Source organism: Rhizobium sp. 05N49 (assembly GCF_056396805.1).
In genome coordinates, this window is sequence record NZ_JBFTME010000022.1 from 19,777 (window position 1) to 34,570 (window position 14,794).

Sequence of the window (14,794 nt, forward strand, 5' to 3'; positions counted from 1 at the left end):
GCCATCGGTTTTTCCGATGATGCGGATTCCGGCAAGCCGTCGATGCTTCAAGTCGGCCAGAACATCCCGGCGACGGCACAGCCGAGCAGCACCGGAATGACCGCCAGCCTGAACCGGAAGATCGCGATCGCTGCCGCAAGGCTCAGCAGCAGCGATGGCAGCGACAGCGACGCCCAGACGGGCAGCTCGATCGAGAAGGGTCCGAGGCTGTGAACCGCGGCGCTCCTGAACAGGAAATGCAGGCCGAACCAGATCGCGAGATTGAGGATGACACCGACCACGGCCGCCGTGATGGCCGACATCGCACCGGCCAGCGCAGCATTGCCGCGCAGCTTCTCGATGAACGGCGCGCCGAGGAAGATCCAGAGGAAACAGGGAACGAAGGTCACCCATGTCGTCAGGATGGCGGCGAGCGTGGCTGCCGTCATCGGATTGAGGCTGCCGGGATCGCGATAGGCGCCCATGAAACCGACGAACTGGAGGACCATGATCAGCGGACCTGGCGTCGTTTCCGCCATGCCCAGACCATCCAGCATCTCGTTGGGCTTCAGCCATCCGTAGTGCTGGACGGCTTCCTGAGCCACGTAAGCGAGCACGGCATAGGCGCCGCCGAAAGTCACCATCGCCATCTTGCTGAAGAACACGCCGATCTGCGTGAAGATGTCGTCGGGTCCGAGAAAGAGATAGAGCAGCAGTATCGGCAGCAACCAGAGTGCCAGGAGCACCGCCGATATCTTCAGCGACCAGTGCAGGTTCGGTCGCGCATGCAGAGGTATCTCCTCCCCAAGCAGCGCATCGGCATCGGACAGAGCCGCGGCGCCGGCTGCCTTGTGCCCGCCGCCACCCTGGAACAGGCGGGAACCCGACTTCGATCCCAGGAAGCCGACGATGGCAGCGGCGAGGATGATGACGGGAAAAGGCACATGGAACACGAAGATCGCCAGGAAAGCGGCTGCCGCGATCCCGATCATTGCCCTGTTCTTCAGCGCGCGGCCGCCGACCCTGACGACCGCCTGAATGACGACGGCAAGCACCGCCGCCTTCAGGCCGAAGAACAGGCCCTCGACGGCATCGACGCTGCCGAGGCTCACGTAGAGATAGCTGAGCGCCAGAATGGAGAGGAAGCCCGGAAGCACGAACAGGATGCCCGCGACCAGACCACCGGCGGTCCGGTGCATCAGCCAGCCGATATAGATGGCAAGCTGCTGCGCCTCCGGTCCCGGAAGCAGCATGCAGTAATTCAAGGCATGCAGGAAACGCTGCTCGCCGATCCATCTCTTCTCATCGACGACGATGCGGTGCATCACGGCGATCTGCCCGGCCGGTCCGCCGAAGCTGAGTGCTGCAACGCGCAGCCAGACGCGAAAGGCCTCGCTGAAGGTGACGCCATGCGGGTTCGGCGACGCCCCGGTATCGGGCGTCGCATGGGTAACGGCACTGCTCATGTCAGCCTCCCTTTTTCGCGGAAGGCCAGTTGTGCGTTTCATCCGTGGCGTCGCGGCACCAGCGGTAGAAGGCATCATAGAGCAGCATGCCGGCATCGAGCTGCTTGAGATCGTCGACGAACATGCGCGACAGGCCGAGCGAGGCGGCGAGCAGCCCGGCCACTTCAGGGGCAAGGTCCGGCCGCGCGGTATCGGCGCCGCGAACGATCCTCGCGAGCCTCAACATCGGCTCTGAGGCAAGGCCGAATTCCTCGATCATCACATCGAAGGTGCAGAGCTCGCCGCGATGGCTCCAGAAGACCTCCTCGATATCGAACGGCACGGCGCCGAAGCGATCGGCAACCAGGGCGACGTCCGATGTCGGCACGAAGAGAAAGACCGCCGAGGGATCGACAAAACGCCGGATGAGCCAGGGACAGGCGATGCGGTCGATCTTCGGACGCGCACGCGTGACCCAGACGGTCCGCCCTTCCCGGTCGCGCGGCGGCAGCCTGTCGACGGGCACGGCCAAGCCGCCGGCCCTTATCCAGGCCTCGAAGCCGCCTTCCAGCACTTCCGCAGTGCCTCCGGCATGCCTGATATGGGCGGCGACCCCATGGCTGAGCTTGCCGCCCGCCTGGCAGACGACAACCACCGGCCCGGCAAAGCCGGCAGCCCATTCCGCGACATCGGTGTGAGATTTCCGGATCGAGCCCGGCACAAGCCGCGGATCGCGGGCGAAATCCTCCTCGATGCGCACATCGACGATGACAGGCGCATTGGGTGTGCCGACGATACGGTTCAATTTGTCTGAAGATATTTCGAGAAATGATGGCATGACGCGTCCTCCGGTGTTCGGTTTCATGGACGCGATTCTTCGGCATGTCGCCTCGTGGGGTGATCGCAACCCCATATGATTTTTATGCGCGCCGCCGTTTTTCGTGTCAAGCTTCGGGAGGGGAATGCCGCCCGGTCCGTCAGACCCTCTTGCGAGGTCATTAAACGGATGCCCGGTCGAGAATACGCCTCATAGGCTGTGCCCAGCCATTGACGATCGCGGTGGTCGTATTGCCTACTACTGACACCGAAGCTGGGGCGCGCATGGATCATGGACAATCTGCCTGATATCGTCAGCAAGCGCGATCCGGCGATCACCGTCAGGCGTATCCTCAAGGTCAATCATGCCGGCGAGTTCGGTGCCATCCGCATCTATGGGGCACAGATCTGGATGGCGCGCCGGCTGTTTCCGGATATCGTCCCGGCGCTTCAGGACATGCGGGAAGACGAGATCAGGCATTGCCGCCTGTTTCGCGAGGCCATGCCGCCAAGGAGCGCCAGGCCTTGCCGTGTGATGGGCTTCTGGAGCCTCGGTGGTTTCGTCCTGGGCTTTCTCACGGCCCTTGGCGGGCGCAACATGGTCTGGATCTGCACCGAGGCGGTGGAAAGTACCGTTCATCGCCATCTCGAAGATCAACTGGCCTTCGTGAAGAACCGAGATCCTGAGCTTCATGCGCTCATCGCTTCGATCCAGGACGAGGAACTCGCGCATCTGCGCGAGGCCGAGGAAAAGCAGACAGGGCGCGGGCTCGCCCACAAGCTGCTACTGCCCGTCATTGGCGCGCTCACCGATCTGATGATCTGGCTGTCGACCTGGGGCGATTCGAGCTGGATGCGCGCGGAGATCGCGCGCTCCGGAAAGGCCTAGCGCCTATCAATTCCGCCCGCCATTCGCCCTGATCACCTGCCCATTGACCCAGCCGCTCTCGGCACTCGCCAGAAACGACACGATCTGCGCAATATCCTCGGGCTGCCCGAGCCGGCCGAGCGGGATTTCATTCGTCAGGCGCTGGATCAGCTCCGGGGATCGGCCCGAGAGCAGCAGTTCGGTCGCGACCGGGCCGGGCGCCACGGCATTGACCGTGATGCGGCGGGGGCCGAGCTCCTTTGCGAGGATATGCGTCATCGCTTCAACCGCCGCCTTGGTCGCGGTGTAGACGGCATTGCCCGGCGAATAATGGCCGATGATGCTGGTCGACAGATTGATGATGCGGCCGCCCTCGCGCAGGCGTCTTGCGCCCTCGCGCATGCCGTTGAAGGTACCGGTCAGGTTGACGGCGACCAGGCGCTGGTAGTCTTCATCGCTCACCTCTGAAAGCGGGCCAAAGGTGGTGACGCCGGCATTGTTGACGAGCACGTCGACGGTTCCGAATTTCCCCTCTGTGTGTTCGAAGAGCTCGGCAACTGCCTGCGGGCTGGAGACATCTGCGCCAAGCGCCAGCGCCCGGCCGCCGGCTGCCGTGATGGCGGCGACTACTTCCTCTGCCTGCGCAGCGCCTGCCGCATAATTGACGACGGTCTGGAAACCATCGGCTGCGAGCCGTCTGGCAATCGCCGCGCCGATCCCTCTGGATGCGCCGGTGACGATGGCGGTTTTGATCTCGTTTGACATGGACAATTCTCCGTTCTGTTCCGGCGCGGTCGATCGCAGGCACGGCAAGGGATATGCGCGTCACCGCTCCCGGTGATGCGTTCAAGTTTCCAAATCCCTTTGCTGAGCGACCGCTTGTGCGCTTGATCTGACGGATCTAATGTGAGCGATAACTCGCCTTCCCGCTACTCGCATTTCAAGGCCCGTTCCAGCAATGTCCGAAAGCCCCTACAAGAGCCGATCCTCGCCCAGAAAAGCGCCCAGACAGGCCCGCTCGCTTGCGACGGTCAGCGTGATCGTCGAGGCCGCGGCTCGCATTCTGGAGGAGCGCGGCCACGAAGGTTTTTCCACCAATGCGGTGGCGGAAAAGGCCGGCGTCAGCATCGGCTCGCTCTACCAGTATTTCCCACGCAAGGATGCGCTGATCGGAGCGCTGATCCTGCGGCAGACCATGTCACTGATTGGAGAGGCAGAAAGCGCTGCCGGCGGGCCGACGGGGGAAGCGGCGCTCTCCGCCCTGATCGACCCCTGCGTCCGCCAGCAGCTTGAACGCCCTGCCCTTGCCCGCCTGCTCGATTACGAGGAGGCGCGACTGCCGCTCGATGCGCAAACCGATCGCATCAAGCACCGCTTCCTGGAACTCACCCGCAATACGCTGGCGCGCCCGGACATGCCGCCGCAGCCCGATATCGATATCGCGGCACGCGATGCAGTGGCAATCATCAAGGGCATGATCGATGCCGCCGGCGAGCATGGGGAAGAAGACCGGGACGGGCTGGCGCTGCGTGTCAGACGCGCCGTGCTCGGGTATCTCAGAGCCTCCTCGGAAGGCAGATAGTTCCGGAACCTGATTTCGGTCGGCAAAAAGAACCCTCGGTCCGGGAGTGGAACCGAGGGTTTTCATTTGCAGGAGTGAACGCAGCGATCGCTGGGAACGATGAGCCTTCGAGTGGGGGACAAGGCTGCCGCGTTGGATAAGAAACGAGCCGTGTCGAACTTGGTTCCTTAAAAAGTCACAGCTCCGGCAGCTGGCTCAACAGAAAGTCCGCTCGCGCCGGGACATCGACCTTCGGCAGGATGACGACCTCGTAGCCCATCTCGGGATAGGCCGTGGTCAACCGGTCATATTCGGCAACCGCCTCTTCGAAACCATGCCGCCGCTCGGGGTCGTGGACATAGATTTCCGGCCAGGGCGGCGTCAGAAACACCATTTGGTGATAAGGGCGTTGATCCCGCAGCGTCTCCCGCATCGCCTCCCCGGTCGTGGCCTGCAAGGCAGAAGCGGCGTCGATCAGGCCGCGATCGAAAAACGTCCATCCGGGCTGGACCTCCGCGAGCTTCCGATCCTCAAGCGTCATCGCGATCGCCCGCCGGGCAAATGCCGCCGCGTCGACCCAGGGCAAGGCAGCACCCTGCCCGGCCAGTTCCTCCCTCACGATGCGGCGTCCCGGCTCCTCAACGGTGGCGTAGCCGCGCCGGGAGAGCTCTTCGAGCAATGTGGATTTCCCGCCGCCCGAGCAGCCGGAAATAACAACGCATTTGATCATGAAACTCTCCGATGAACGGATGATGAGAAAAGGAGCGCGGTGCGCAGACGCGGCTATGTGCCGATCTCCAGGTCGAAGACATGACCCTGCCTGCCGGCAGAGCAGCGAAGCGAACCCCTGTGTATCGCAGCGATGCGCGCCACGATATCAAGCCCGATGCCCATCCCGTCGGCGCGTGCGGCGACATCGGCGCCCTGCCTCACGCCTGCCGGATGCCGGTCCTCGACGCGGATCAGATCATTGCTGACCCGCACGACGATGCCGGTATGGGCAGGCGTGTGGCGAACGGCATTGTCGATCAGGTTGCGAACGGCGTCCTTCAGCAGGGCCGGCACACCCTGCACGATGGCGGCATCGACCTGCGCCGAGAATTCCAGCGAGTGATTGTTTTCGTAAACCCAGGGCGCCAGCTGTTCCACCACGCTGGACGAAAGCTCGACAAGATCGACCTCCTCGAACATGCCGTGATCGAATGTATCGAGCCGTGCCAGCGCGGTGATCTGGCTGACGAAACGCACGAGATCGTCGAGATCCGCCTCAGCCTTGCGCGCCCGCGGATGGTCGATATGGCCGAGCTCCAGCTTGATTGCCGCAAGCGGCGTGCGCACTTCGTGCGCGATGCCCGATGTCAGTATCTTCTGGGATTTCATCAGCTCGCCGACACGCTCGAAGGCCCGATTGACGGCCTCGGCAAGATGGGCGACTTCGCGCGGCATCTCCTGGAATTGCAGATGCGAGCGCGAATCCATCGGGTCGATCCGTTCGGCCGCCTCGGCCGCAATCCGCACCGGCTTCAGCGCCTGTCGCACGGAAAGCAGGGTGGCGCCGAGCACGAGCACCAGCAGAATGCTCATCGGCACGATCATATGTTCGATCACCTCGTTCCACAGGACGTCCGACACCACATCCTGCGGATCGCCCATCGTCGCGACATCGACGACGAAGCGCCGCTCCCCCACCATGAAGGCCCTTCCGCCTACCAGCGTCAGCGGTTTGCCGGGCTCGAGCGACCGCAGCCAGAAATCAGGCGGGTTGACATCAGGCGGCAGGAAGCGGCTCTCGCAGGCAGCGTCGCAGGACTGGAAGACGAACCCGCCGTCGGCCTCGCGGATCCGAGCCACATAGCCTGTCTGCGCCTGCCCGTAACGCCCCTCGACAGCATCGGGAAGCCGGTAGCGGATGGTGCCGTCCTCCACCGCAATGCCGGAGGCGAGCCGTTCGGTTTCCTGCTCCACGAAGAGCCGCGAGAGCTCCCCGACATTCCAGTAATAGTCGGAAAAGATCACGGCGAGCTGCAGCACCATGGCCAGCACCGCAAAGAAGGCGATACGCCGGGTCAGGATCGCGCCCAGTGTCGGCGATGAGAGCCTCATGCGCGCACCTCCCGCATCATGTATCCGACACCCCTGACGGTCTCGATCAGCACCTGTGTCGGATGCCCTTCAAGCTTTTTACGCAGCCGGGAAACGGCAAGTTCGACGGCATTGCTGCTGCGTTCGTCGCCGAATTCCGAGAAGGCATGCTCGATCTTCGGTTTGGGCACCACTTGCCCGCCGTTGCGCATCAACAGTTCCAGAAGGCCCTTTTCGGAAGGCGCGAGCGCAATCTCGTCGCCGGCGCAGATCACCTGGCGCGAGGCGAGATCATATTGAAGGGCGGCGAATTCCAGCACCGGCATGACGGTTGACGGCGCGCGGCGCGTCAGCGCGCGGATGCGAGCGATCAATTCGCCGTTGTGAAAGGGTTTTACGAGGTAATCATCCGCGCCGGCATCGAGCCCTGCGATGCGCTCGTCGACCGCGCCCCGCGCCGTCAGCACCAGAACCGGCATCTGGACCTTCGCGGCCCGGAGCGATTTCAGAAATGCGATCCCGTCCTCATCAGGCAGGCCGAGGTCGAGAAGCAGCAGGTCATAGTCCGCTTCCTGCAATGCAAGCCGCCCCTCCTGTGCCAGGGCAAAGGCATCGATCTTCCAGCCGGCATCGTGGATGGCTTCGCAAAGCAGCTCGCGAAGCCGGGAACTGTCCTCGATCAGCAGTATCCTCATGCCCTCTTTCGACCCGTGACCATCGACCAGACGAGATTCTCCCTGTGCCTCCAGCTTTCGATGATGGCTGCGCCCGCGTGGACGAAGGCAAGCACCATGATGCCGTTTGCGATCGTGCCGTGCAGTTTCTCCAGCCATTTCTCGCCCCAGAAGGCATCGAGCGTCGTCATCCAGCCGGTCAGCACCGTTGCCGCCAGCAATGCCATCAGCAGCAGCATCATGACCGATGCCAGCGGATTGTGACCAAGATAACGTCTTTCACTGCCGTCGATCATATCAAAGATCTGCTCCATCACCCTGCGCGGCGTCGGCAGGAAATCGGAAAAGCGAGCATGTTTTGTACCGACGAACCCCCAGAGGATGCGAATGACGATTGCCGTAGCGACGACATAACCCGTGATGCGGTGCCAGTATTTGCCTTCTTCGAGAATGAAGAGGTTGAGCGTGCAGGCCGCGACGATGGTCCAGTGGAACAGCCTGACGACCGGGTCCCACACCCTGATCGTCTGCCCGGCGGCATCGGAGGGCACCTGGCCCTCCTTCTTCGACGAGATGGCTGTCATCGCTCAATCGCCCTTCTGGACGATATCGCCGGAAACCGGATTGAAATAGACCTCGGCGCGTTCGCCGTTCTTGTCCTTGCCGTAGATCTCGTAGCAATTGCCGGTGATTTCGAAAGTCTTGACCTTGTAGCCCATGGCCTCGATCTTCGCCTTCATGGCGGCCTCCGGCATCCATCTGGATTTCGGCTCCTTCGTGCAGCTCGGGCTTGCAAGCGCCAAGGCGGGCGAGAGCGACAGGATTGTGAGAGCGGCGACCAGTTTCAGCTTCATGATTTTACCCTTTTGCAGAAGCCCCTTGCGGGCGACGGCAAACGGGTAGCGCGGCGAAGCTGTCTGTTTGCTGTCGGGGCAGGAAGACGAGTTCCTGCCGCCGACAGCTGCCCTCGCCGTCTATTCGCCGCGCGGCAACGGTCGCAGAAACAGGCGCTCGTAGCTCTTGAACGGAGGATCGGCCCCGAAGCGCGCATTGGCCGCGATACTGTCCGGATCGGCGGCGACGCTGGCGCGGTAGCCGAGATAGGTCGGCTCGTCCGGAAAGGTGAAAAGAGCGATCGCGATATTGCCTGCCCCATCCGCCCCTGCACCCGGAAAGCTCAAACCCGCGCCTTCCGGCTTTTCGCGCGGCATGAAATAGCCGTGATGTGTTCCGCCGTAACGCTCGATCAGCCGAACCCAGACCTCGGCATAGGCTTCGAATTCCATACGTTTCTTCGGGTCGAGGCGGTAACGCACCTCGCAGGTGACTGGCATGCTCGACATCAAGGACATTCCTCCCCCGTCACATATAGTTCACGAGCGGATACCTGCCATGGACACGCCAACGGATCTGAGGGAATTCCGGCAAGCGCGGCCGGTAGTTGGAGGGGATCGAGCCGACGAGCGGGCCGCTTGCCCGTGCACAGGCGCGATGCGGTTCAAGTTCACTCAGGAGGACGATGCGAGCGCGAAGGAAGCAAGCGCCCGAAACACCGCTGAATTTTCCAGCTTGCCGCGAATCGCGCCGCTCGCTACCTCTTGGGCAAGGCTCGACCCAAGCCTCCTCCCTCCATCCGGGAAAGCATCGTCCATGCGGGGCAATCCACCATCGAACCATCTGTTCGAGCACCGCATAAGGAGGGGTTGCGTTTCCGGCTCGCAATGGAGGTTTGAATGAAACTGTCTGCACCCATCTATCAGCTGAAGCGCCGGGCGAAATTGCTGGCGCGTACGGATACGATCCCGCTTCATCAGGCGCTCGATCGTATCGCGCAGGAGGAAGGTTTTACCGCCTGGAGCCTGCTTTCCTCCCAGCATGAGCCATCTGCATCATCCATGCTGTCGCAACTGGCAGATGGCGATCTGCTTCTGATCGCTGCCCGTCCGGGCCACGGCAAGACCCTGCTCGGCCTGCAGCTTCTGCTCGATGCCGTCAGCCAGGCACGAAGGGCAACCTTCTTCACGCTCGAATATACCCATCAGCAGAGCATGAACCGCATCCATGCCCTGCCCGAAGGCGAAGCGATCGGGGACAGGATCGAGATCGTCACCTCGGATGAGATCAGTGCCGACTATATCATCCGGCATCTCGCGGGCGCGCCGCGGGGAACAGTCGCCGTCATCGACTATCTGCAGCTTCTCGACCAGCAGCGCAGCAAGCCGGCCCTGTCGGAGCAGGTTTCGGCCCTTCAAAGCTTCGCCCGGGATACAGGGGTTGTGCTGGCCTTCATCTCTCAGATCGACCGGTCCTTCGAGGCCGGCGGCAAGGGCTTGCCGGATCTTGGGGATGTGCGTCTGCCGAACCAGCTCGACCTCGGGCTCTTCGCCAAGGCCTGCTTCCTGCACAATCGCGAAGTCCAGCTTCAGCACATAGCCTAAATCATCGCGGGGGCCGTTATCCGTCAGTTGCCGGCCTCCGGCTTTCTCGTGACTGTTGACGTTTCAGCTCTCAGCCGCGATAGCGCAAGGAATCCACCACTATGGCGAAGGCCGGCGTCTGATGGCGCCGGCTGGGATAGTAGAGGTGGAAGCCGGAAAAGGGTGGACACCAGTCTGCAAGCACGCGGGTCAGGCGGCCCGCCTCGAGATCGTCGCGGACGCGGTCCTCCAGCACGAAGGCGAGACCGGCACCGGCAATGGCCGCCTTGACAGCCAGCGCGCCGCTGTTGACCGCAAGCTGGCCCTCCACCCGCACGCGCAACTCGCGCCCGCCCTGCTCGAATTCCCAGGCATAGAAACCGCCCGCTGTCGGCAGCCGCAGATTGATGCAATTGTGCTCCGTCAGCTCATGCGGTGTGCGCGGGCGGCTTCGCTTCTCGAAATAGTCGGGGGAGCCGACGACGGCCATTCTGACATCCGGGCCGATCCGCACGGCCACCATGTCCTTCGCAACCTGTTCGCCGAGCCGCACGCCGGCGTCGAGACGCTCGGCGACGATATCCGTCAGGCCGTTATCGACAACGATTTCGATCGCGATATCGGGATATTGCGGCAACAGCTTCTGCACGGCCGGCATGAGGACCAATTCGGCTGCCTGTTCGCCCGCCGAAATGCGCACGCTACCCGAGGGTTTTTCACGTAGCGCCGATAGCTGCGCGAGTTCCGCACTGATCTCCTCAAGCCGAGGCCCGACAGATTGGATCAGACGCTCGCCTGCATCCGTCGGCGATACCTTGCGCGTCGTGCGGGTGAGCAGCCGCAGACCCATGCGCTCTTCAAGGGCGCGCACCGTCTGGCTGAGAGCCGATTGCGAAACGCCGAGCAAGGCGGCTGCCCGTGTGAAACTTCCTTCGCGCGCGACGGTCAGGAAAGCGGAGATATCGTCAAGATTGGTTCGGGTCATTCATAAGCTACCCTAATAGGTTCATGCGGATTTTAGCTTCTAATCGCAGAACTGCGTAGACGCTAAATGAAGATCGGCAGGAAAGGATACGCCCATGCAGATCAAGCGCAGCGGCTTCGCACCCTCGGTTCCGGGGCCTGAAGCCTTTTTCACCGGGATAGTGCGGCTCGACGCCCGTTTCGACAGTGACGATCCCGACCGGGTCGGCGGTGCCACCGTGACCTTCGAGCCGGGCGCACGCACCGCCTGGCACACGCATCCGCTCGGCCAGACGCTGATCGTCGTCTCCGGCCTCGGCTGGGCACAGCGTGACGGCGGCCCGATCGAAGAAATCCGGCCGGGCGACATCGTCTGGTTCGCACCAGGCGAAAAGCATTGGCACGGTGCCACTGCAACAACGGCCATGAGCCATATCGCCATTGCCGAAAAGCTCAACGGCAGTCCGGTCGACTGGATGGAAAAGGTCACGGACGACGAATATCACCGGATGGAGACACGATGATGCAGAAACGCAAACTCGGAACGCATGGTCCCGAAGTCTCGGCCCTCGGCCTTGGTTGCATGGGCCTGAGCTTCGGTTACGGCCCGGCAACGGAAAGGCATGCGGCGATTGCTCTGATCCGCACAGCCTTCGAGCATGGCGTCACTTTTTTCGATACGGCGGAAGCCTATGCCCAGGGAGCCAATGAAGAACTGCTCGGCGAAGCACTCGAACCATTCCGCGGAGAGGTGGTGATCGCCACGAAATTCGGCTTTCGGGACGGCGATTCCAGCAAGGGTCAGGACAGCCGCCCCGAGCGCATCCGGCAGGTCGCGGACGCCGCCCTGAAGCGATTGCGTACTGACAGGATCGATCTCTTCTACCAGCATCGCGTCGATCCCGAAGTGCCGATGGAAGAGGTTGCCGGCGCGGTGAAGGAGCTGATCGCTGCCGGCAAGGTCAAGCATTTCGGCATGTCGGAAGCGGGGGTGGATTCGATCCGCCGGGCCCATGCCGTCCAGCCGGTCGCCGCCCTGCAGAGCGAATATTCCCTCTGGTGGCGTGAGCCCGAAAAGGAGATCCTGCCGCTGCTCGAAGAACTCGGCATCGGTTTCGTGCCCTTCAGCCCCCTCGGCAAGGGTTTCCTGACGGGCGCGATCAGCGAGAGCACCAGTTTCGACAAGACGGATTTCCGCAATGTCGTGCCGCGCTTTTCGGAAGAGAACCGCAAGGCCAATCAGGGCCTCGTTGCGGTGCTGAGTGGGATCGCCGCCGGCAGGCAGGCGACACCGGCGCAGATCGCGCTCGCCTGGCTGCTCGCCCGCAAGCCATGGATCGTGCCGATCCCCGGCACCACCAAGCTGCACCGGCTGGAGGAGAATATCGGCGGCGCAGCGATCGAACTCACGGCACAGGATCTGCAGGAAATAGAGACCGCATTGTCTGGTGTCACCGTGCAGGGAGATCGCTACCCGGCCCACCTGCAGGCCCGCGTCGGCCGATAGGCTGCCAGCACTGAAAGGAACGACCATGACTGACAATATCAAGGGAAAGACAATCGTCATCACCGGCGCCAGCAGCGGCCTCGGCGAAGCGACCGCCCGTCATCTCGCCAATGCCGGCGCCAAGGTGGTGCTCGGCGCCCGCCGGATCGACCGCCTGAAGGCGCTGTCCAGTGAACTCGGCCTCCCCGAGGGCTCCGCCATCGAAACCGACGTGACCGAGGCCGGGCAGGTCAAACATCTCGTCGATCAGGCCGTGCGCCTGCACGGGCGGATAGACGTGATCGTCAACAATGCCGGTCTGATGCCGCACTCGCCTTTGGAGCGCGGCAAGATCGACGATTGGGACCGGATGATCGACGTGAACCTCAAGGGCGTGCTCTATGGCATTGCCGCCGCCCTTCCACACATGACGGCGCAGAAGAGCGGCCATATCATCAACGTCTCGTCGGTCGCGGGACACAAGGTCCGCCCCGGAAGCGCGGTCTATGCGGCGACCAAGACAGCCGTGCGTGTCATCTCCGAGGGCCTGCGCCAGGAGGTGAAGCCTTACAATATCCGCACGACGATCGTCTCGCCCGGTGCGGTAGAGTCGGAACTGCCGCAGAGCATTACCGAGGCCGATGTCGCCGCCGGCATCGCCGATTTCTATGAACGCTATGCCATCCCCGCTGACAGTTTCGCGCGGGTCGTCGCCTTCGCGATCTCCCAGCCCGAGGAGGTTGATATCAACGAAATCCTCTTCCGCCCGACGGCGCAGGAGCTTTGATAGGGCTTCAGCGGGAAGTTGCAGAAATGCAGCATGGGGCAGCGTTCGTCTCTGCCATGCGTCGTACGTCTCCCTCTCCCGCCGATTGTTTGCTATTGATCCGCTCGAAGAGCATTGGCGCATCGAGGTAGACTTTGCCTAAGTAAGAACCGGTCTCAACCCAGTTTCACCCGTACGGCCTGGCGGCTATGGCTGCCGGCGTATGAATACGTTCATCGGGTGGCGGCAAGAGACCGGTTTGGCATTGTTCCGATCGCCAGCAACAGCCCCGCTGTCTCTGCTCTTCAGCCACCCAAAAGCATCGCCACGCCGCGCCCGATAGGGCTTTCTCTCGCGCCATCTTGGTGAACTTCCGAACGGAAGACCAAGACTTATGTGCGATACCCTACGGGTCCGATGGACCGTAACGCCGAAAACCGCTCCCCAGCCCTGGATTGCCTGTGGCGGATGCGGTGGATTGAGAGCCTTTCGATCCAGCGACAAGATCCGGCTCAATGCCAATGGCCGCCGGCTGGATGCCTGGCTCATCTACAAATGCCTGGCCTGCGACAAGACCTGGAACCGGCCGCTCTTCGAGCGTCAGAATGTCCGCGATATCGATCCGGCTATTCTGCACGCGCTGCAATCCAACGATCCCGAATGGATCCGGACGGAGAGCTTCAAGATCGAAGCCCTGAAACGCAAAGCTGAGCGCATCGACGAATTTCCGGAATTCGACCTCGTCAGGGAGGTGCTGCGCGAGACTCCCGGCTGGACACGGGTGGAGATCGAGCTCGCTGTGCCGTTGCCTTCCGGCATACGCCTCGACCGCCTGCTGGCCTCCGGGCTGGAGATGTCGCGCACACGGCTGCAGGCGCTCCACGAGAAAGGCCTGCTCCAGGCGCATCCGGATCGCGCCGGCCTCCTGCGGCGGCGCATCAGGACCGGCGTCGAGGTGATGGTCGACCTTTCAGCCGTCCCTGACCGTGAGCTCTCCTGGGGGCCTCTTGCAACCGGCAGTCCCCGCTAGTCTCTTAACGCAAAGGCCCGCAATGGCGGGCCTTTGCAACTGCGCCTGCCCGCCAGGGCGGCGGCGATCAGGTCAATCCTGGCAATGAGGCGAGCGACACGGCTGCATCGGCCCGCGGCCGCCGTCCATGGATGCGATGGGGTTTCAGTCGGTCCTGCGACGTCAGCGGATTGTCCGCATCGATTGCGCGGAAGATCTCCTGCAGTTCGGGCTCATCGACGAGAGAGGCCGCGTCCGCCGGCGAAATCCAGATCTTCTGCCTCTCCCCATATTCGCGGAAATGCGTGGTCTCGCTCTCCAGCCGCAGCAGATGCACCGAAACCGTCAGCGGCTGCTCCTGGTCCTTCAGATAGCTGTAATAGCCGAGCGGCTTCTTCCTGACCTTGCCCCTGACGCCGGCCTCTTCGGATGCCTCGCGCTGGGCGCAGCGATAGGGCTTTTCCTTTTTCTGGAGATAGCCTTTCGGGATCACCCATCGTCCGGTATCGCGGCTGGTGACGAGCAGGACGCTCAGCCTCCCGCCCCTTTCCACGCGGCAGCAGATGACACCGCACTGGTCGACCCCGCGGCGGCCTGTCCTTGCCGGAGTTTCCACATTCAATTCCGATAAATGCCTGTATGGATGCATCTTTCGCTCGTCTTCGCCTTCTCCTTGCATGGAGAATAGAGCGCAACATCGGATCGAAAATAGTAGCCCCTAAAATTAA

At 62.6% G+C, this 14,794-nt stretch carries 18 protein-coding genes; 7 read left to right on the plus strand and 11 right to left on the minus strand.

Annotated elements, in window-relative coordinates; genetic code table 11:
* Positions 1 to 47: 47 nt before the first annotated feature.
* On the minus strand, positions 48 to 1,445 hold the full coding sequence (chrA, locus tag AC1DF8_RS30045) for a chromate efflux transporter (RefSeq protein WP_478156198.1): 1,398 nt from the start codon (positions 1,443 to 1,445) through the stop codon (positions 48 to 50).
* Position 1,446: 1 nt separating this feature from the next.
* A complete protein-coding gene (locus AC1DF8_RS30050) occupies positions 1,447 to 2,262 on the minus strand; it encodes a chromate resistance protein ChrB domain-containing protein (protein ID WP_478156200.1) in 816 nt (271 codons plus the stop codon).
* Between the two features lie 270 nt (positions 2,263 to 2,532).
* Between AC1DF8_RS30050 and AC1DF8_RS30055 the strand changes: the two genes are divergently transcribed.
* Entirely contained in the window at positions 2,533 to 3,129 is a 597-nt protein-coding gene (locus AC1DF8_RS30055) for a demethoxyubiquinone hydroxylase family protein (protein ID WP_113147486.1), read from the plus strand.
* Between the two features lie 6 nt (positions 3,130 to 3,135).
* On the opposite strand, the gene AC1DF8_RS30060 is transcribed toward AC1DF8_RS30055, so the two are convergent.
* A complete protein-coding gene (locus AC1DF8_RS30060; protein WP_478156202.1) occupies positions 3,136 to 3,873 on the minus strand; it encodes a glucose 1-dehydrogenase in 738 nt (245 codons plus the stop codon).
* A gap of 193 nt (positions 3,874 to 4,066) precedes the next feature.
* On the opposite strand from AC1DF8_RS30060, the gene AC1DF8_RS30065 reads away from it, so the two are divergent.
* Positions 4,067 to 4,690 (plus strand): TetR/AcrR family transcriptional regulator, encoded by a 624-nt coding sequence (locus AC1DF8_RS30065; RefSeq protein WP_478156204.1) that lies wholly within the window; start codon positions 4,067 to 4,069, stop codon positions 4,688 to 4,690.
* A gap of 175 nt (positions 4,691 to 4,865) precedes the next feature.
* Here AC1DF8_RS30065 and AC1DF8_RS30070 read toward each other — a convergent pair whose 3' ends face one another.
* The 6 genes from AC1DF8_RS30070 to AC1DF8_RS30095 all read right to left on the minus strand — a co-directional run bounded on the left by AC1DF8_RS30070 (position 4,866) and on the right by AC1DF8_RS30095 (position 8,768).
* Entirely contained in the window at positions 4,866 to 5,399 is a 534-nt protein-coding gene (locus tag AC1DF8_RS30070; protein WP_478156206.1) for an AAA family ATPase, read from the minus strand.
* Positions 5,400 to 5,452: 53 nt separating this feature from the next.
* Positions 5,453 to 6,772, minus strand: coding sequence for an ATP-binding protein (locus AC1DF8_RS30075; protein WP_478156208.1), 1,320 nt, complete (start codon positions 6,770 to 6,772; stop codon positions 5,453 to 5,455).
* On the minus strand, positions 6,769 to 7,446 hold the full coding sequence (locus AC1DF8_RS30080; protein WP_478156210.1) for a response regulator transcription factor: 678 nt from the start codon (positions 7,444 to 7,446) through the stop codon (positions 6,769 to 6,771). The genes AC1DF8_RS30075 and AC1DF8_RS30080 overlap by 4 nt, the downstream gene beginning before the upstream one ends.
* Positions 7,443 to 8,009 (minus strand): cytochrome b/b6 domain-containing protein, encoded by a 567-nt coding sequence (locus AC1DF8_RS30085; protein ID WP_113209258.1) that lies wholly within the window; start codon positions 8,007 to 8,009, stop codon positions 7,443 to 7,445. Before AC1DF8_RS30085 ends, AC1DF8_RS30080 begins: the two co-directional genes overlap by 4 nt.
* 3 nt (positions 8,010 to 8,012) lie before the next feature.
* A complete protein-coding gene (locus AC1DF8_RS30090; RefSeq protein WP_113211623.1) occupies positions 8,013 to 8,279 on the minus strand; it encodes a PepSY domain-containing protein in 267 nt (88 codons plus the stop codon).
* Positions 8,280 to 8,399: 120 nt separating this feature from the next.
* Complete coding sequence (locus tag AC1DF8_RS30095; protein ID WP_210299178.1) at positions 8,400 to 8,768, minus strand: NIPSNAP family protein; 369 nt, start codon at positions 8,766 to 8,768, stop codon at positions 8,400 to 8,402.
* Positions 8,769 to 9,158: 390 nt separating this feature from the next.
* On the opposite strand from AC1DF8_RS30095, the gene AC1DF8_RS30100 reads away from it, so the two are divergent.
* A complete protein-coding gene (locus AC1DF8_RS30100; RefSeq protein ID WP_478156213.1) occupies positions 9,159 to 9,863 on the plus strand; it encodes a DNA helicase in 705 nt (234 codons plus the stop codon).
* A 70-nt stretch (positions 9,864 to 9,933) separates the two neighbouring features.
* Here the strand turns inward: AC1DF8_RS30100 and AC1DF8_RS30105 are convergent, their stop codons facing one another.
* Positions 9,934 to 10,827, minus strand: coding sequence for a LysR family transcriptional regulator (locus AC1DF8_RS30105; protein ID WP_112547553.1), 894 nt, complete (start codon positions 10,825 to 10,827; stop codon positions 9,934 to 9,936).
* 94 nt (positions 10,828 to 10,921) lie between these two features.
* Here AC1DF8_RS30105 and AC1DF8_RS30110 point away from each other — a divergent pair, with 94 nt between their 5' ends.
* The 4 genes from AC1DF8_RS30110 to AC1DF8_RS30125 all read left to right on the plus strand — a co-directional run bounded on the left by AC1DF8_RS30110 (position 10,922) and on the right by AC1DF8_RS30125 (position 14,087).
* On the plus strand, positions 10,922 to 11,329 hold the full coding sequence (locus tag AC1DF8_RS30110) for a (R)-mandelonitrile lyase (RefSeq protein ID WP_478156215.1): 408 nt from the start codon (positions 10,922 to 10,924) through the stop codon (positions 11,327 to 11,329).
* Positions 11,329 to 12,312: an aldo/keto reductase gene (locus AC1DF8_RS30115; protein ID WP_478156301.1), complete on the plus strand. Its 984-nt coding sequence runs from the start codon at positions 11,329 to 11,331 to the stop codon at positions 12,310 to 12,312. Before AC1DF8_RS30110 ends, AC1DF8_RS30115 begins: the two co-directional genes overlap by 1 nt.
* Positions 12,313 to 12,337: 25 nt before the next feature.
* Positions 12,338 to 13,078, plus strand: coding sequence for an SDR family oxidoreductase (locus tag AC1DF8_RS30120; RefSeq protein WP_112968342.1), 741 nt, complete (start codon positions 12,338 to 12,340; stop codon positions 13,076 to 13,078).
* A 373-nt stretch (positions 13,079 to 13,451) separates the two neighbouring features.
* A complete protein-coding gene (locus AC1DF8_RS30125) occupies positions 13,452 to 14,087 on the plus strand; it encodes a DUF1062 domain-containing protein (protein WP_478156217.1) in 636 nt (211 codons plus the stop codon).
* Between the two features lie 67 nt (positions 14,088 to 14,154).
* On the opposite strand, the gene AC1DF8_RS30130 is transcribed toward AC1DF8_RS30125, so the two are convergent.
* Positions 14,155 to 14,682: an NUDIX hydrolase gene (locus AC1DF8_RS30130; RefSeq protein WP_478156219.1), complete on the minus strand. Its 528-nt coding sequence runs from the start codon at positions 14,680 to 14,682 to the stop codon at positions 14,155 to 14,157.
* Positions 14,683 to 14,794 lie beyond the last annotated feature (112 nt).